This is a genomic window from Solirubrobacter pauli, assembly GCF_003633755.1.
In the GTDB taxonomy this organism is placed as follows: domain Bacteria; phylum Actinomycetota; class Thermoleophilia; order Solirubrobacterales; family Solirubrobacteraceae; genus Solirubrobacter; species Solirubrobacter pauli.
In genome coordinates, this window is sequence record NZ_RBIL01000001.1 from 64,881 (window position 1) to 81,731 (window position 16,851).

18 protein-coding genes are annotated in these 16,851 nt (G+C 72.2%); 7 read left to right on the plus strand and 11 right to left on the minus strand.

The window, feature by feature from the left end:
* Nucleotides 1–6 precede the first annotated feature (6 nt).
* The gene (locus C8N24_RS35665) at nucleotides 7–705 is read right to left on the minus strand and encodes an FKBP-type peptidyl-prolyl cis-trans isomerase (protein WP_121246690.1); all 699 of its coding nucleotides are present in this window, start codon (nucleotides 703–705) and stop codon (nucleotides 7–9) included.
* Nucleotides 706–812: 107 nt separating this feature from the next.
* Between C8N24_RS35665 and C8N24_RS00350 the strand changes: the two genes are divergently transcribed.
* Entirely contained in the window at nucleotides 813–1,031 is a 219-nt protein-coding gene (locus C8N24_RS00350; RefSeq protein ID WP_121246692.1) for a hypothetical protein, read from the plus strand.
* 142 nt (nucleotides 1,032–1,173) lie between these two features.
* Nucleotides 1,174–1,731 carry a VanZ family protein gene (locus C8N24_RS00355; RefSeq protein ID WP_121246694.1) on the plus strand — a complete coding sequence of 186 codons (558 nt, stop codon included), beginning with the start codon at nucleotides 1,174–1,176 and terminating at the stop codon, nucleotides 1,729–1,731.
* Here C8N24_RS00355 and C8N24_RS00360 read toward each other — a convergent pair.
* Entirely contained in the window at nucleotides 1,722–2,255 is a 534-nt protein-coding gene (locus C8N24_RS00360; RefSeq protein ID WP_147447520.1) for a hypothetical protein, read from the minus strand. The two genes, C8N24_RS00355 and C8N24_RS00360, sit on opposite strands and share 10 nt — an antisense overlap.
* Before the next feature lie 62 nt (nucleotides 2,256–2,317).
* Between C8N24_RS00360 and C8N24_RS00365 the strand changes: the two genes are divergently transcribed.
* Together C8N24_RS00365 and C8N24_RS00370 are read left to right on the plus strand one after the other, a co-directional pair.
* Nucleotides 2,318–2,992, plus strand: a complete 675-nt coding sequence (locus tag C8N24_RS00365; protein WP_245971728.1) for an AIM24 family protein — start codon at nucleotides 2,318–2,320, stop codon at nucleotides 2,990–2,992.
* A gap of 116 nt (nucleotides 2,993–3,108) precedes the next feature.
* Nucleotides 3,109–3,384, plus strand: a complete 276-nt coding sequence (locus C8N24_RS00370) for a GlsB/YeaQ/YmgE family stress response membrane protein (RefSeq protein WP_121246698.1) — start codon at nucleotides 3,109–3,111, stop codon at nucleotides 3,382–3,384.
* Nucleotides 3,385–3,403: 19 nt separating this feature from the next.
* Here the strand turns inward: C8N24_RS00370 and C8N24_RS00375 are convergent, their stop codons facing one another.
* The 5 genes from C8N24_RS00375 to C8N24_RS00395 form a co-directional block, all read right to left on the minus strand.
* Complete coding sequence (locus C8N24_RS00375) at nucleotides 3,404–4,420, minus strand: isopenicillin N synthase family dioxygenase (protein WP_121246700.1); 1,017 nt, start codon at nucleotides 4,418–4,420, stop codon at nucleotides 3,404–3,406.
* A gap of 43 nt (nucleotides 4,421–4,463) precedes the next feature.
* On the minus strand, nucleotides 4,464–7,352 hold the full coding sequence (locus C8N24_RS00380) for an amidase (RefSeq protein ID WP_170178743.1): 2,889 nt from the start codon (nucleotides 7,350–7,352) through the stop codon (nucleotides 4,464–4,466).
* A 112-nt stretch (nucleotides 7,353–7,464) separates the two neighbouring features.
* Nucleotides 7,465–7,911, minus strand: coding sequence for a YceI family protein (locus tag C8N24_RS00385; protein WP_121246704.1), 447 nt, complete (start codon nucleotides 7,909–7,911; stop codon nucleotides 7,465–7,467).
* 20 nt (nucleotides 7,912–7,931) lie between these two features.
* Nucleotides 7,932–9,299: a PD40 domain-containing protein gene (locus C8N24_RS00390; RefSeq protein ID WP_121246707.1), complete on the minus strand. Its 1,368-nt coding sequence runs from the start codon at nucleotides 9,297–9,299 to the stop codon at nucleotides 7,932–7,934.
* A gap of 19 nt (nucleotides 9,300–9,318) precedes the next feature.
* Nucleotides 9,319–9,780, minus strand: coding sequence for an SRPBCC family protein (locus C8N24_RS00395; protein ID WP_121246709.1), 462 nt, complete (start codon nucleotides 9,778–9,780; stop codon nucleotides 9,319–9,321).
* A gap of 23 nt (nucleotides 9,781–9,803) precedes the next feature.
* Between C8N24_RS00395 and C8N24_RS00400 the strand changes: the two genes are divergently transcribed.
* On the plus strand, nucleotides 9,804–10,379 hold the full coding sequence (locus tag C8N24_RS00400; RefSeq protein ID WP_121246711.1) for a TetR/AcrR family transcriptional regulator: 576 nt from the start codon (nucleotides 9,804–9,806) through the stop codon (nucleotides 10,377–10,379).
* Here C8N24_RS00400 and C8N24_RS00405 read toward each other — a convergent pair.
* From C8N24_RS00405 to C8N24_RS00415, 3 genes are all read right to left on the minus strand, one after another.
* Complete coding sequence (locus C8N24_RS00405) at nucleotides 10,376–12,502, minus strand: PKD domain-containing protein (protein WP_121246713.1); 2,127 nt, start codon at nucleotides 12,500–12,502, stop codon at nucleotides 10,376–10,378. The genes C8N24_RS00400 and C8N24_RS00405 overlap by 4 nt on opposite strands.
* Before the next feature lie 138 nt (nucleotides 12,503–12,640).
* Nucleotides 12,641–13,408, minus strand: a complete 768-nt coding sequence (locus C8N24_RS00410) for an alpha/beta fold hydrolase (RefSeq protein WP_121252837.1) — start codon at nucleotides 13,406–13,408, stop codon at nucleotides 12,641–12,643.
* A gap of 56 nt (nucleotides 13,409–13,464) precedes the next feature.
* Nucleotides 13,465–14,373: a LysR family transcriptional regulator gene (locus tag C8N24_RS00415; RefSeq protein ID WP_121246715.1), complete on the minus strand. Its 909-nt coding sequence runs from the start codon at nucleotides 14,371–14,373 to the stop codon at nucleotides 13,465–13,467.
* A 58-nt stretch (nucleotides 14,374–14,431) separates the two neighbouring features.
* Between C8N24_RS00415 and C8N24_RS00420 the strand changes: the two genes are divergently transcribed.
* A complete protein-coding gene (locus C8N24_RS00420; protein ID WP_121246717.1) occupies nucleotides 14,432–15,355 on the plus strand; it encodes an NADP-dependent oxidoreductase in 924 nt (307 codons plus the stop codon).
* A 71-nt stretch (nucleotides 15,356–15,426) separates the two neighbouring features.
* Complete coding sequence (locus C8N24_RS00425) at nucleotides 15,427–16,314, plus strand: hypothetical protein (RefSeq protein WP_147447521.1); 888 nt, start codon at nucleotides 15,427–15,429, stop codon at nucleotides 16,312–16,314.
* Here the strand turns inward: C8N24_RS00425 and C8N24_RS00430 are convergent.
* Nucleotides 16,307–16,846 carry a CGNR zinc finger domain-containing protein gene (locus C8N24_RS00430; protein ID WP_170178744.1) on the minus strand — a complete coding sequence of 180 codons (540 nt, stop codon included), beginning with the start codon at nucleotides 16,844–16,846 and terminating at the stop codon, nucleotides 16,307–16,309. The genes C8N24_RS00425 and C8N24_RS00430 overlap by 8 nt on opposite strands.
* Nucleotides 16,847–16,851 lie beyond the last annotated feature (5 nt).

Genomic DNA, 16,851 nt, shown 5'->3' on the forward strand with positions numbered 1-16,851 from the left:
ACCGCTCTAGCCCTTGGGCCTGATCTCGATCAGGTCGACGGTGAACGTGATCGTCTCGCGAGGCGCGATCTCCGGCGGCACGCCGTCGTCCCCGTACGCGAGCGCGGGCGGGATGATCAGCTCACGGCGGCCGCCGACCCGCATCCCGACGAGCCCTTGATCCCAGCCTTCGATGACCTGCCCGGCACCGAGCGGGAACGAGAACGTCGAGCCCCGCGTCCAGCTCGAGTCGAAGATCTTCTTGCTGATCCAGCCGACGCCCTCGTAGTGCACGACCAGCGTCGCTCCGGACCGGGCGCGCGCGCCGGTCCCCCGGACGATGTCGCGCTTGACGAGCTTGGACGGGGGCGCGCCGTCCGGAACCACCGTGTTCGGTCGGCCGGGCGCGCACGGGTGGTACGTGCGCTTCGCCACGGCGGTGCGCCCGTCCGTCGTGCGGCCGGAGATCCGCAGCTTGAAGCGCTTCGCGGGGAGCTCGGCCAGGGGGATCCGGCGGTCCGTGGAGCTCGCCACCCGCTTGCCGTCGACCGTGACCGTGACGGCCTGCCACGGCTGCTCGCGCAGGGTCAGCGTCAGCTTGTTCTTGTTCACGCACCGATCGATCGACGGGAGCTTGAACGCCTCCCGCTCCGGGATCCGCTCGGCCGCGGCCGCCGGGGCTGCGACGAGAACGGTGGATGCCGCGACCAGCCCGAGCCATCTCATGCCCCTAGGCTGACGGATCCCGGCCGGCGATGTATCTGGGGGCGCGCTTCGCGCTCTGTGTGGATCACACGCCACCACGGCGACCCTGCAACCCCACAGGAGCTCGTATGTCCCGCCCGTTCCGCCGCATCCTCGCCGGCACCGTCGTCACCGCGAGCCTGATCGCAGCCGTCCCCGCCGCCCAGGCCGCGACTCACGCCCAGCCCGATCCCAACGAGCCGATCATCTGCATCCGCTGCGGCGCGCTCACGCCGATCCAGCTGCCCGGCTGGGTCGTCAACCCGCCGATCAAGCCGGTCGAGATCGGCGCGGTCGCCCGGCCGTAGCGGTCACGGAGCGCGTCGGCGCACGCGTCGGGCCTGGGCCGTGAACGCCCGGCGCTCGGCGCGTCGCCGCGGCTAGCATGGCTCGGGACGGTGTGGACGACGCCGCCAGCCGTGCACCGAGCCAGCGGAAGGAGCCGCGCGCGTGTTCAAGGAAGTCCCGGTGCTGCCGGTGGTGGTCCCGCTGGCCGCGGTGGTCTTCGCGGCGTTGCTGTGGCACCTGCGCCGTCGCGACCGGCTCTCGGCGCCGCGCGCCGTGGTGGCGTTCGCGCTCTGCGTGTACGTCGCCGGGGTGGTCGCGAACACGGTGTTCCCGATCTTCCTGGACATGCCTTCCAGCGGCCACGTTCCGTGGAACGCGCATCTCGAGCTCGTGCCGTTGGCGGGCTACGAGGCCGCCGACGCGGTCATGAACATCCTCGTCTTCGTGCCGCTCGGCGTGCTCGTCGCGCTCGTCGTGGGCAGCACGCCATGGTGGCGGGTGCTCGCCGTCGCCGCGGCGCTCAGCCTGGCGATCGAGGTGACCCAGCTCGTCACCGCGCACCTGCTGGGCGGCGGCCACATCGCGGACGTGAACGACCTCCTCTTCAACGTCGTCGGCGCCGCGCTCGGCGTGGGGCTGCTGCTTCTGCTCTCGCGGCTCCCGGGCGCCGGTCCCGTCATCGACCGGTTCCGCTGGCGGAGGCCGTCGACTCAGCCGTGACGTCGGCGTCCGTGTGAGCGCTTCTCCGCGCGCCGGCTCCGCTTCGGGGTGGTCCAGCTCCGCGGGGGCCCGGGCCGCGTAGGGACCTCGTCTTGGCCGATGCGGTACAGCGGCTCGTCGTCACGTCCGCAGATCCACCAGGCCTCGCCGTCGCGGACGACGGGCCGCGCCGGGTGCGGATGGTGCGGGCACGGCGGGCGCGACTGCGCCCAGCCGACCTCGGTCTCGGCGAGCGACTCCCGGAGGATGTCGGCGACCAGGACCAGCAGCGCCGGACCGGCGAGCGTTCGCGGCACCCAGTTCCCACCACCGGACGCGGTGGGGTCGTCCGGATCGAGGTCGTCCTCCAGCTGCGGCAGCGGCCCCGGCTCCTCGGTGATCCCGAGGTGCAGCCCGTTCAGGCCGAATGCGGGGCGCCAAGCCACGACGGCCAGCGCGGTGATCGGGTCCGCGCCCTGCAGATCACGGAGCACGGCGACGGCCGCCGTGTCCAACCAGTCCGGAGGCCTGCCCGAGTCGTGCACCGCGGCAATGCTAGGAACCTCGCAAGTACCCTCGACCGCATCCCACAACGGAGGTTGCCGAGATGACGGACATGGGCGCACCGCTCGACCAGTACGCCGAGGTAGAGACCGGTGAGGCGTTCACGCTGCAGAACCCGCGGCTGCTGAAGGTCGAGCTGTCCGAGACCACGGTGATGGCGCGCAACGGCTCGATGGTCGCCTACCAGGGCGACGTGCACTTCGAGCACAAGGGCGGTGGGCTCGGCCGGATGCTCAAGAAGGCCGCGACCGGCGAGGCGCTGCGGCTGATGCAGGCCAGCGGCAGCGGCGAGCTGTTCCTGGCCAACGACGCGATGCTCGTGCACGTGCTGTCGCTCCAGAACGACTCGCTGACCGTCAACGGCAAGAACATCCTCGCGTTCGAGGCGGGGATCGAGTGGGACGTTACGCGGATCAAGGGCGGCGCGACGGGCGCGCTCGCGGGCGGCCTGTTCAACATCCAGCTTCGCGGCACGGGCCTCGTGGCGCTGCTGTCCGACGGCGAGCCGCTGCGGCTGGACGTCGCCGAAGCGCCGACGTTCGTGGACCCGCAGGCCGCGATCGCCTGGTCGGGCGGCGTGAGCACGAACCTGAAGACCGACATGCAGGCCAAGTCGCTGATCGGCCTCGGCTCGGGCGAGAGCGTCCAGCTCGGGCTGTCCGGTCAGGGCTGGGTGCTCGTCCAGCCGTCCGAGGGCCGCCAGGTCGTCACGAGCTGACCCAGCCATGGGGGCTGCCGCGCATCTTCGCCCGAAGATGCGGTGCAGTCCCCACGCAGCCAACCCCTTGGCGCGGGCACGGTGAGAAGTACCGACACCGACCAAGGAGACACACCATGGGCATCATCGGCTGGATCGTCCTCGGGCTCGTCGCGGGCGCGATCGCCAAGGCACTGCACAGCGGCAACGAGCCGGGCGGCGTCCTGGGCACCATGGCCGTCGGGATCCTGGGCGCCATCGTCGGCGGCCTGATCGCCTCGGCCGTCGGGATCGGCTCGATCTCGAGCTTCTTCAGCCTCGGCACGTGGCTGATCGCGATCGGCGGCGCGCTGCTGCTGCTCGTCGTCTACAACGCCGTCACCAGCGGCGGGCGCGGCGCGCGGGCGACATGACCGCGCTGAACCGGCTGCGCTACTGAGCCAGCAGATCCGCGTGGTGGCGCGCGGCGACGTCCGGGTGCGCGCGCAGCCGGACCTTCAGCGTGTTGAAGCCGTACTGGGCGAGGATCGGGTTGTCCCGGTCCGCGCTCTCTCCCCCGGGCGCCTCGGCGGCCAGCGCGGGCGGGAGCGTGACCGGCTCGATCCTCGCCTCGAACCGCGGGTTGAAGAAGTAGGCGATCGAGAGGCGCTCGACGCCCGCCGGCGGGCTGATCACCCGGTGCGGCGTCGCCCGGAAGTAGCCGCTGCTGACGAGCTGCAGCAGCTCGCCGATGTTCAGCACGAACGAGCCGGGCAGCGGCGGGACGGCGACCCACTGCCCGTCGACGTCGGCCTCGAAGCCGCCGACCTCGTCCTGGTGCAGGAGCGTGAGGAAGCCGGCGTCCGTGTGCGCGCCGACGCCCTGGTCGGTCGCGAACGTCTCGTCCGGCGCCGGGTAGCGGATGATCTTGGTCAGCACCTCCGGCGGCGTCACGAGCGCTTCGAAGTGGTCGATCGGCTGCCCCAGCGCGAGCGCCACCGCCCGCATCAGCGCGTGGCCGGCCGCCTCCACCGCCACGTTGTACTCGGTGACCGCGGCGCGGAACTCCGGCAGGCCCTCCGGCCACAGGTTCGGCCCGCGCAGCCGCAGCCACGCCGGATCGCCGGGCGCGATCGCGGGCGCGGGCTCCTCGCGACCGATGTCGACCTGGTCGCGCAGGTCGCGTCGCCCGTTGGTGTGCTCGGTGCCGAGTCGCGTGTACCCGCGGAACTGCGGCGAGTGCACGTTCTCGATCGCGAGCCGCTCCTCCTCGGGCAGCGCGAAGAACGCCTCCGCGACCTGCCGGACGCGGGCCACGAGCGCGTCCGAGACGCCGTGGCCGACGAGGTAGGCCGCGCCGATGCCGTGGAACGCGGCGCGCAGGGCCTCGACGAACTCCGCCCCGCCGGGGCCCTCCGGGTCCGCCCGGAAGGCGGAGATGTCCAACACGGGAAGCGCGCTCACGACCATCAGCCTACGGGGCGCCGCGAACGGCGCCCCGCACGGCGTTCCGCTACGGGTTCGTCGTCGACAACGTGAACGTCAACGTCTTCGAGTAGCTCCCGGTCCGCAGCGCGTCGGTGCGGCCGATCACCTGCTTGAAGGAGATCGTCGACTTCACGTTCGACACCGGCGCGCCCCACGCGTTCGGCGCGATCCCCACCTGCAGCGGCTGCGGCAGCGAGAACGGGCCGTTGACGAGGTGTCCCGGGTCGCTGACCGTCAGCGCCGCGTCACCGGCGGTGGAGACGATCGTCGCGTCGGTCGAGGCGGTGTACTCCCGGTCGACGCCAGGCGCGAACGGGGCGAACGTGGCCGGCGCGCCCAGCGTCAGCGACAGCGTGGCCGGCACCGTGCCGCCGACGCCGCCACTCGTCTCGTTGACGTACTTGAGCGCCGGCGCGGTCGTCGCCGCGACGTGGCCCTTGCCCGCCTTGTCGGCCAGCAGCGAATACGCGTAGGCCATGCCGACGAGCTTGTCGTCGTCCCACGCGCGGCCGAGCAGCTGCAGGTTGATCGGCTGGCCGTTGTCGTTGACGCCGGCCGGGAAGACGACGGTCGGAATGCCCGGGCCGGCGCCCGGGGTGTCGCGGCGGCCGAAGCTCGCCTTGCCGCCACCGCCGTCGTTGAGCGAGATGTCCGACAGCAGGCCCGGGTAGACGACGGCGTCGACGCCCTGGTTGTCGGCGCCCGCCGTGTCCAGCCACGTCTTCGCGTTGGCCTTGTACTGCAGGCGGTAGTTGCGGCGCGCGGTCAGCTCCTCCGCGGTCATCCGCGGGGCGGGCGCGACGGCGCACGCGCTCGGGTCCTGACGGACGTACTCGACCTTCTTCTGCGAGCACGACACGTCGACCGCGCTCTTGATGTCGAAGCCCTGCTCGGCCAGCTCCGGATGCGCGTCGATGTACTGCATCCAGCCTTCCTGCGTCGTGTTGCCGGACGGGTTGACGGCCGGCGCGGGCGGCGTGTTCGCGTCACCCACGGTCGTGCCCATCTCGACGAGCGTCGCGCCCGCGTCGGTCAGGTACTTCAGCGCCGCCTTGCTCGCCTCGACCGTGCCGGTGGTGCCGAACGGGTCCTCCCACGTGGACGGGATGTAGCCGATCCGCTTGCCCTTCAGCGCGTCGGGATCGAGCGTGCTGCGCCAGTCGGCGGGACGCTCGGCGTCGGCGGGCGCGGTGGTCGGGTCCGCCGGGTCGGTGCCCGTGACGACGTTGAGCATGTCGGCGAGGTCCGGGACCGAGCGCGTCATCACGCCGCCGAAGTCGGTCAGCCAGGACAGCGGCATGATCCCGCTGCCGGACTCCAGGCCGTCGGTGCCGCGCAGCGTGACCAGCGACGCGCCGGACGCCGGCGCGTACAGCGAGTCACCGGTCTGCGAGCCGAGGCCGCCGGCCGCGAGGTTCGCGCCGAGCGCGGTGGCCGTGCCGCCGGAGGAGGCGAGCGCCGACTTGGACGGCATGAACGCGTTCCACACCTGACCCCACGGGTCGTTGGAGTAGTTGCCGCTCGTCGCGTACTCCTCGAGCGCGGCCTTGCCGATGATCACGGCGCCGGCCTCGCGCAGCTTCGCCACCTGGAACGCGTCCTTCTTCGGGCGGAACCCGGCGAAGGTGAGCGAGCCGTTGGTGGTCGCCATGTCGTAGGTGTCGAACAGGTTCTTGACGGCGATCGGGATTCCGAGGACCGGCGACCGCTTGCCGGCCTTGCGCGCCGCGTCCGCCTTGCGCGCCTGCTCGAGCGCGTCGTCGGCGACGATCTCGTACGCGTTGAAGCCGAACTGGCCCTGGTCGTAGACCTTGATCCGGTCCAGGTAGGCCTGCGTGATCGCGACCGAGGTCGTCAGGCCGGACTCCATGTCCGCGCGCATCTGGCCGATCGTCTTCTCGACCACGTCGTAGCCCGACGTGGTGACCGGCGCCGGCTTGGCCGGGACCGGCACGCGCGCGACCGTGCCCGCGGCGGAGCAGTCGGCGGTGATGGCGAAGTTGTCGATCGAGCAGACCTGCGCGGCGGTGAGGCCGGTCAGGTCGGGAGCGGTGACGAGCGACGCGGACGTCGTCTCCACCTTCAGCCGCTCGGCGTCCGAGGTGGCGGCGGTGACCCGGTTGCCGAGCACGACGTAGTGCAGGACGGACTTCGTCGCGCCCGCCGGGATCGTCAGCGTGTTCACGTAGGCCTGGAAGTTGCCCTCGTGGCCACCGGTCGCGAACGGCTCGTTGAACGTGTCGTTGAGCCAGTTGCCGGTGAACGTCATCGCCCCGCCGAACGGGGCGGGCGTGCCGATCACCGTCGCCTGCGGACCGCCGACGAGCGTCGTGCCTGACAGCGGCGTCGCGACCTCCGCCCACGTGTCGGCGGCGGTGATGCTCGTGTCGCCGGACGACGTGTTGACCAGCGCGGAGGCGTTCGCCCCGGACGCGCTGTAGCCCGACTGGCCGCCGAACGCGACCTTGATCGTGAGCGGCGCACCCGTCGTGTTGGTGAAGGAGTCCAGCCAGCGGCCGTAGCTCGCCGTGCCGATCGGCAGCTCCTTCTTGATCAGCACGGAGCGGGAGATCTCGACCCCGCCGAGCTCGACGGCGGTCGTCGTCTTGAAGGCGTCGGCGCCGTTGAACTGGAGGCCGAACCCGCGCATCAGCTCACCGTTGAAGCGCGGCGCCCCGGGCACGGACACCTTGATGCCGCCGAAGCCGTTGATGGTCGTGCTGTAGGCGGGGTTCTGGCCCGCGCCGACCTGGGTCGCACGGATGCTGCCCGTGTCGACCCGCGGCGGCGCGAAGTCCTGGATTCCCCACCAGGTCCCGTTGCTGTCAGAGACGTAGTTGAACGCCGAGCTCTGCCCGGCGAACACCAGCGCGGCCGCACAGGCGGTGCCGGCGAAGGCGATGAATCGTCGCATTGGACGCACCATCCAATCCGCGGGAAGCAGGTGCATGCACCTCCCGTCGGTCCGGAGCCGCTCGACCGACGGTCCCAACGGCCACTTCGCGAACGCCGCGCGGCACCCGCTGCTAGGTCTTGCGCACCCGCACGTCCACGACGTCAGCGACCTTGAGCGTCCCGAACAACGCCGAGTAGGGCTTGATCCCGAAGTCCGACTGCTTGACGCGAGCCTGCCCCTCCCGGCCGTCGAAGCTGATCTCGAGCGGCCGCGATACGCCGTTCAAGGTCAACTGACCGTCCCGGTAGGTGATCGGCCGGCCCCGCAGCACCTCCTCGTCGATCCGCTGCTCGATCGCCCACTTGTCGTCATCGCCGAGCGTGCCGATCCCCCCGGTGCCCTCGAGCACGCGCAGCGACGAGCCATCGGCCTCGAACGTGACCGCGCCGTCGTCGTCGACCGTCGCGTGCCAGCGGGCGACCAGCAGCGTGAGGTCATGGCCGGCGGCGCCTGCGACCCCCGCGCGCTTGGTGTGGACGGTGAGCGTCGCGTCGTTCGGTCCGTAGGTGGTCGGCATCAGGGGGTTGTGCCGGGCGGCTAGCAAGGCCGGTACGGCTTGAGCTTGGCCTTCTGCGCGGTCGTGAGGTGGCCGACGAACGAGCGCGGGATGCGCGGCGTCTGGCGCCTGAGCACCCGCAGGTCGTCGACGACGTGCTTGGGCGCGAGCGTCTCCCTCGCGCCGCCGAAGACGACGCGGTCGTCTTCCCCGAGCCCGTAGTCGGCGACGAGCCAGCCACGGCGGACGCTGAGCTTGTAGTGCCGCGACCAGCGGCGCTGGCACGAGTCGCCCGAGTAGAGGGAGACGGGGCGCGCGCAGCCGCGGAAGCGCTCGCAGTCACGATAGGAGAGGAAGCTCGCCGTCGCGCTGGTGAGGAGGAGGCCGGCGTGCCGGGCTCCGAGCCAGAGGTTGCCGCGGTACTTGGCCGTCTTCGGCGGCGTGTAGCTGAGGGGACGCGTGTCGGGATCGCAGCTCGCGGTGAACGCGTCACCGCTGCCGGGCCGCCACGCAGGGTTGCGGCTGCCGGGCGTGCCGTTGGTCAGCCACGTCAGGCAGCTGCCGTCGGGAGCGATCGAGTACAGCTCGTCGGCGTCGGTGTCAGGCAGCACGCGGTCGGAGGAGAAGAGGATGCGGCTGCCGTCGGGCGACCAGGAGGGGACGCTCACGTCGCCCTCGTCCTTGGTCAGCCGACGCGGCTGTGAGCCGTCGGCGGCGGCGACGTACAGCTCGCCCGACCAGGCGCACTGGTCCGAGCCGCACTGCTTGCCGTTGTGGTCGGCGATCGAGGCGTAGGCGACCCGAGTCCCGTCGGGCGAGTAGGTCAGGCCCTGGGCCCGCTTGATGAACGTCCTCGCGGGACCGCCCGTGGCCGGGACCGTGCGGATCTCGGGCAGGCTGTCGGCGTTGCGGTCGTAACGGTTGAAGGTGTACGCGATCGTCGCGCCGTCGGGCGCGTACGCGGGCGCGGAGACCGAGTCCAGCACGCGCCCGTCCTGCGTCACGAGCACACGCTCGGCACCGGTCGCGAGGTCGTGGGTGACGATCTGCGTCGTGAGGCTCTCCTCGGTGATCCGGAAGCGCGTGAAGGCGAGCGCCGTCCCGTCGGGCGACCAGGCGGGCGCGAAGTCGGACGTGTCGCCCGGCGGCGCCGTGACCGCGTGCGTCCCGGTCGCGTCCTTGAGCATCAGCCGCGACGTGTCCTCGTCGCCCTGCGAGTAGACGAGCCGCGTGCCGTCCGGGGACCACACGGCGTCACCGACGGTCTGCCCCTTCGGGTCGGCGACGAGCAACGTCTTCGCGCTGCCGTCGGCCTTGAGGCCGTACAGCCCGCCGTCCGCGTTGAACACCAGCTCGGCGGGCGCGGCCAATGACAGCGACGCGGCGAGCACCGGCAAGGAGATCCCCATGGTGAGGACCTGTTGCCCGCTACGCCGCGGCGTGAACCCCGGCGAGCTGCTCGGCCAGGCGCTCCATCGCGCGCTCGTTGCCCTTGCGGATCATCCGGCGCATGAGCGGGACGAGCGGCTTCTCGCGCGCCGGCACCTGCTCGAACACGAACGTGAACTCGATGTGCGTGCCGCCGTCGGGCAGGTCGGACAGCGTGTAGGTGCCGGTGGCGACGCGCCTGCCCTTCGAGCCCCAGTTGCGCTCGCGGATCATGCGACCGGGCTCGACCTCGACGACCTCGATGGTCGCGGGGTCGGACATGCCGCCGGCCTTGGTGACGACGTCGACCTTGGCGCCGACGCCCGTGGGCGGGCCGGAGAGCTTCCAGTCGGTGAGGATGTGGTCGGTGAAGGCCTCGTGGTTGGCCATCACGTCGAGGTAGTCGTAGACGTCCTGGCGGGCTTGGGGGACATCGACGGAGACGGTGACTGGGGAGGACATGTACCATACGGTACACTTTTGGCGTGGCCGGCGTCAACCCCCGTCAGCGGCTCCTGGACGCGGCGATCGAGCACATCGCCGAGCGCGGCATCAGCGACCTGTCGCTGCGTGAGCTCGCGGCCGCGATCGGCTCCAGCCACCGCATGCTCATCCACCACTTCGGCGGGCGCGAGGGGCTGCTGGTGGCGGTCGTCCAAGAGGTCGAGACGCGCCAGCGCGGGCTCATGGACGACGTCATGCCGGACCCGTCGGCCGCGCCCGGCGACGCCATGCGCGCCTGGTGGCGGCACATCTCCGACGAGCGGCTGTGGCCGAACGAGCGGCTCTTCTTCGAGCTCTACGGGCAGGCGCTGCAGGGCCGGCCCGGAACGACCGAGCTGCTCGACGGGATCGTCGACGCGTGGCTCGAGCCCGCCGCCACGCTGCTGACCCAGATGGGGCTGTCCCGGGCGGAGGGTGAAGCGGCCGCGCGCCTCGGCATCGCCGTGACGCGCGGCCTGCTGCTCGACCTCCTCGCCACCCGTGACCGTGCGCGGGTGGACGCGGCGATGGACATCCACATCGCCGCGATGGAGGCGCTGCTGCGCAGCCGCGCTTAGCGGACGACGGTGATGCGGTCGCGCAGCTTGCCGTTCTGCTCGACGAGCGCGATCACGCGGGTCTTGCGCTTGAGGCGCAGCGTGCCCTGCTTGCCCTTGGCGGTGCCGAGCGTGCGGCCGTTGGCGGTGAAGCGGACGGCCTGGCCGGCGATCGGCTTGACGCGGTAGTGCAGCTTGCCGCGCTTGTACTTCGCCTTCACGGACGGCTGGGCAAGGCCCTCGGCCGACTTGACGGACGTGATCGTGGTGTCGTCGAGCGAGACGACGTTCCAGGTGCCGGCGCTCGGCTTGCCGATGGCGATCTGCGTGAGGTTGTCGCGCTTCATGACGAAGAACTGCTTGGTGGCGACAGGCTTGGCGTCCGCCGGGACCTCGAAGCGCTCGCCCTTCGGGCCGATCAGCGCGACGCGCGGGGCGGCGCCCTTGCCGGCGATGGCGATGGCCGCACCCGGCAGGCCGGCGGGGAGGCGGACGGCGTGGCCGGAGGCGGCGGACGCCTTGGCGAAGGCCTCGCGGTACGGGGCGAGGTCGCAGCCGCTCCAGTACAGGTCCGGCCACTGGCCCCACTTGACGCCGATGCCCGGATGCCAGTCGTAGGCCCACAGGTCGACCGTCAGGCACGCCGCGAGGCCCTTGGAGGAGATCAGCGTCTCCGCCCCCAGGCAGTAGTCGACGAACTCCAGGCACACCTGGTCCTTGGACTCGCCGTTGAACCTGGTGCCCTGGAACTCGATGCTCGAGGAGCCCTTGATCGTGGCGACGCCCTTCCAGCCCATGTCCAGCTTGGACTTCACGCCGACGTAGCCGGTGTCACGCATCTCGAACTCGGCGTCCTTGAGCGTCATGCCGACGAGCTTGACCTTGCCGTAGGCCTTGAGGATGGTCGGCTTGCTCTCGAACACGTTCAGCCCGAAGCCGCCTTCGAGGCTCAGCGCGGGTGCGCCCAGCAGCGACGGGCCGGCCGTGAGGGCGAGGTCGCCGCACATCGCGGCCTTGGCGCCGGACACGCGGCACTGGCTCTTGGCGGGGTCGGCCTCGACCGCGAAGCTGAGGCGCTTGAGATGGACCGGGCCGTGCTTGGAGCCGAGGCTCGTGGTGCTGTAGAGCTGGGAGAACTTGCCGTTCTTGACGGCGAGGCCGCCGGTGACCTTCAGGCCGATCGGCTGCGGCAGCTGGACCTTCGCGTCGATCGCCCAGTTGTCGCCGCTGAGATAACGGACGGTGAGGCTGCTGAGGTCGAGGCCCGGCAGCGTGGCGTGCTGGACCTTGAAGAGGATCGGGGGCACGCCGGCGCCGGTGGGGACGTTGACGGGCGCGGTGGAGGTGGCGCCGCCGAGGTTGGAAGGGAGCGCGAAGCTCGTCTGCAGGTTCGCCTTCCCGGGCGCGGTCAGGTTGAGCTTGGGCGCGCCCGCGAGCTTCATGCCGCCGAGGTGCGCGCCGGGCGCGACCTTGAAGCCGGTCAGCGTGTCGCCGACGAGCTTCCACTCGACCTTGCCGGTGGAGGCGGTCAGCTGGCCGAGCGTGACCTTCGCGTTGGCGGCGCGCACGAACGTGCCGGTGCGCGTGGTCTCGAGCTCGACCTTCGCGCCGAGCGCCGGGGTGACCAGGACGCCGTTGACGTTGACGGGCAGCGCCGAGGTGTGGCGGCCGTCGCTGATCGTGAAGCACGGCGCGGTCGCGAGGAGCTTGGCGGCCGTGAACGTGGTGGGGCATGGCGCGGGCGTCGCGGCGGGCGTGACCACCGGCGCGGGGGTCTGCGTCGGCGTGGCGGTCGGAGTCGGAGTCGCCTGACCCGCGGCCTGGACGATGATCGTCTTGGTGGCGGTGCGCGTGATCGGCAGGGCGCCGGGCCAGTCCGCCTTGACCGTCACGCGGTGCTCACCCGCGGTCGGGAACTGGTGCGTGACGATCGCGCCGCGCGCGTCGACGTTGCCGTCGCCGTCGAAGTCCCAGTTGACGTCGGGCGCGGTCGTGCCGGCGCGCAGCGTGGTCGTGTCGGACGTGGTCGGAGCGTTCGGCGCCCAGTTGAAGTCGACGCTGTGCTGCTGCTGGGCCGAGGCTACGGCAGGGGTCAGCGCAACGGCCGCCAGGGTGGCGGCCGCGGCACGGAGGACGAGGCTCAATGGAACTCCTTGGAAGGGCTCGTTCGGGGGTGTCGGAAGCCTTCCAACCGAGTGGTGATCGGTTCGTACGGGGCGCTCATGTGTTGCGTGACGGGCGCCCGTCGGGTCGCGTCGGCGGGCCGACGCGACCGGGTGCGGCTAACCCGCCGGCAGCTGCGCCCAGAAGCGCGTCAGCGCCTCCGCCACCGGCGCCGGCGTCTCCTCTGGCCACCAGTGGTCCACGCCCTCCAAGTGCACCGGCTCGGCGCCCGACTGCCGCGCCCCCCACTCGTGCTGCGCGATCGTCCCGCTGGCCCGCTCGAAGTCGTCGACGGCGATCAGCGCCAGCCCCGGGCGCTGCGCGGCGCTCGGCAGGCGCCGTCCCGCTTCGGCCATCGCCGGCTGGCGGGCGGACCGCAGCAGCTTGAGGACGGCCTCTCCCATCTCGGGGTCCATGCCGGCGGCCACCCGCTCCGCCATGCGCCCGGTCATCCCGAGCGCCGACGTCACCGCGAGCCGCTGCTCGAGATCGCCACCCCAGATCTCCCGCACCGAGGCCTCCCCCGCGCCCTCCTGCTGCCACACCTGCGCCCGCGGATGCCAGGCGTAGTCGGGCGCGAACACGCCGAGCGCGTCAGAGGCCCAGCTGCGGATCAGGTCCGGGCGGCTCATCGCCAGCGCCGCGACGTGGATGCCGCCCCAGTCATGCCCCACGAGGTCGACCGGCGCGCGGAACCGCTCCAGCTGGGACGCGAGCCAGTCGCGATAGGCCGCCGTCGAGCCGTCGAAGCCGCGCGGCGCCGGGACGCCGAACCCGGGCGGGGACAGGGCGACCGCGTCCGCCCGGTCGAGCGCCCCGATCAGCGGCCCCCAGATGACCGCCGACTCGGGGTTGCCGTGGACGAGGACGAGTGGCGTGCGTGACACGAGGCCTCCTATAAACTTGTTGGCCGACACGCAAGTAGGATAGCGCGGCGCTTCCGTCAGCCGGCGAGCTCCTCCGCGATGGTCCGCAGCGCGCCGGTGGTGGCGCGGATCGCCGGCGCCGTGTCGGCGGCGCGGCGGACGACGTCGATGCGCCGCGACAGCTGCGGCTCCGCCAGCGCGCGCAGGACCACGCCGGGGCGAGCATGGGCGACGGCCAGCGCCGGGCTGAGCGTGACCGCCAGCCCGGCGGCGACGATGCCCTGCGCGGCGAGCAGGTCGTCGGTGACGATCGCGTCGCTCGGGTCGATGCCGGCCGCGACGAGGGCGCGGCGGATAATCGCGTCCGGCCCGCGCGCGGTGCCGAGCACCCAGCGCTCGTCCGCGAGGTCGGCGAGCGAGACCTGCGCGCGCCCGGCGAGCGGATGTTCGCGCGCGAGCACGACCAGCATCGGGTCCTCCATCAGCGGCTCGGCCACGAGGCCCGCGGGCAGGCGCGGGGACTCGGTGTCTCCCGCGGCCGCGAACACGAGCGCCAGGTCCGTCGTGCCGGCGGCCACCGCCGCCAGCGCCGGACCCCTCGCGGCCGGGCCGAAGCGCACGTCGAAGCGCGCGTCCTCTTCGCGCAGGTGCTGGATCGCGCGCGGCACGAGGTCGACGAACGCCGTCGGGAAGGCCAGCAGGTCGACGCGGCCCGTGCGCAGGGCGCGCAGATCGCCGAGCGCGTCGTCGGCCGCGCGGGCGCGGTCGAGCAGGCCACGGGCGTGGACCAGCAGGGCGTCGCCCGCCGCGGTCGGCCGGACGCCGCGCGCGTGGCGGACGAGCAGCGGCATCCCGACCTCGGCTTCGAGGCGCGCGAGGTGGTGCGAGACAGCGGGCTGGCTCAGGCCCAGCGTGGTCGCCGCCGCCGACACCGAGCCGTGGTCGGCGACCGCCACGAGTGCTTCCAGCCGTCGCAGGTCGAGCATCGATGCCGTTTATACCGGCATCGGCATCATCGATGGCACGGATGCTTGACTGTGCAACATGATCGCCATCCGCCAGAACCGCCTCGGGGGTCCCGAGGTCCTCGAAGCCGTCGAGGTCGACCGTCCTTCCCCCGCTCCGACCGAGGTGCTCGTGCGCGTGACCGGCGCCGGCGTGAACCCGGTCGACTTCAAGACGCGCGCTCGCGGCGGGTTCCTCGGCGAGCCGCCGTTCGTGCTCGGGTGGGACATCGCGGGCGTGGTCGAGGAGGTCGGGTTCGGCGTCACGCGCTTCCAGCCCGGCGACCGCGTGTTCGGGATGCCCGCCTTCCCGCGCGAGGCCGGCGGCTACGCCGAGTACGCCGTCGCCCGCTCGCGCGAGCTCGCCCGCATCCCCGACGGCGTGAGCGACGAGGAGGCCGCCGCCCTCCCGCTGGCCGGGCTCACCGCCTGGCAGGCCGTCGTCGACACGGCGCACGTCGGCCCCGGGACCCGCGTGCTCATCCACGCCGCGGCCGGTGGCGTCGGGCATCTCGCGGTGCAGATCGCCAAGGCGGCGGGCGCGTACGTGGTCGGCACCGCCCGCGCGACGCACCACGCGTGGCTGAAGGACCTCGGTGCCGACCAGCTGATCGACTACACGAGCGAGCCGACCGACCGCGCCGACGTCGACGTGATCGTCGACCTCGTGGGCGGCGATGTCGGGCTGAAGTCGCTGCCGAGCCTGCGCGACGGCGGCCTGATCATCACGATCCCGTCGGGCTCCGACCTCGGGCCGCTGAAGGCGGCCGCCGGCGACCGCGTCCGGGCGACCAGCCTGCTCGTCGAGCCCGACCGCGTCGGCATGGAGGCGCTCGCGCAGCTCGCGGGCGAGGGCAAGCTGGACGTGAAGGTGCGTACCTTCCCTCTCGCACAGGCGGGCGAAGCGCACGCGCTGCTGGAGCGCGGCGAGGCGGGTGGCGGAAAGCTGGTGCTCGTCCCCTGAGACGGGGTGAGCGGGTTCGCCCTTGTGAGTGATGGCACGAGGTGTTCACCAGGAGGACATTCGCCCTCGAGATGACGCATCGTGTGGAGGACGCGCTCGGCCTCGATCCCGGGCAGCACAAGCTCCTCGAGAGCTACTGCGGAAGCCGCCTGCCGGTGGCGATCGCGCTCTATGAGCACCAGCAGGAACGCCGTGTCCGCCTCGAGTTCGTGTGCGGGCCGGAAGTCGAGCTCGCGCAGGACGTCGAGGAGCTGCTCTTCCGCGCCTACACGCTCTCGCGTCAGATCCACCTCACGTTCGAGTCCGGCCGCGACCGGGCGCTGTGCCTGCAGATGACCTACGGCGTGATCGCCGGGATCTTCCGCGAGCTCGATCGCGCGGCGGTGACCGGGCGCGAGAGCTGCACGCGCATGAAGTACCTCGAGAACGCGTGCAAGCGCACCGAGGCGTACTTCGCCCGCGCGTCGCAGCGCCGCGCGCAGCTGCGCTACCTGGGCGGGATGCTCGGCGGGCTGACCGTCGTGGCGGGCGTCGGCGCGCTGCTGTCGGTCGGGCTGGACACGCTGCCCGACATCGACGACCAGGCGCCGATGTTCCTCGCCTCGCTGATCGCCGGCGGGATGGGCGCCGTGCTCAGCGTGCTGTTCGGGATGACGTCCGGGAAGCTGAAGCTGCACACGCTGTTCGCCAACGCCGAGTCGGGCATGGGCCCGCTGGTGGCCGCGGGCGCGCTGCGGCCGCTGCTCGGCGGGTTGTCCGGGATCGTCGCCTACGTGCTGCTGCAGGCCGCGATCGTCCCGATCGACGTGCCCGAAGGCGCCTCGGGCACGAACTTCGTGATCGCGCTGGCGCTCGTCGCCGGCTTCTCCGAGCGCTGGGCGCGTGGCGTGCTGGCCGGCACCGAGGAGCGCCTGTCCGCGCCCGCCCCGGCCGCCGCGCCGACGCCGAAGATCAGCTGAGGGCGCGGCGCTTCTCGACGTAGCGCCGCTTCTTCGCGTTCGTGCCGCAGTCCTCCATCGAGCACCACTTGCGCGAGCGGTTCTTCGAGCGGTCCAGGTAGAGCCAGCAGCAGTCGTGGCAGCCGCGCAGCCGGGCGAGCGCGTCGTCGTCGGCCAGCAGCTGCGCGGCCGCGTGCGCAAGCCGGTGCACGGCGCTCATCGGATCCGCGTCCTCCCACGTCCAGCCGCCGCGGCGCAGCGTGCCGGCGCGGTACGCCCGCCTGGCGGCCGCCTCGAGACCCGTGGGGTCGTCGTCGCGGAAGGCCCGCTCGCACGCGGTGCGCAGACGGCGCGCGGCCTCGAGCGCGGCGGTCGAGCTCGCGTCCGCAGCCACGCCGACCCGGGTCGCGAACGTCATCAGGTCCTCGGGCGCCCGCAGCACGTCGTCCTCGGGCGGCTGCCCGACCTGGCCGTAGACGGTGTTCACCAGGTCCAGCGCCGGATGCCCGCCGTCCAGGCGCATGTTCGCGGCCGTCGGTGGTGTTTCCACCATAAGTG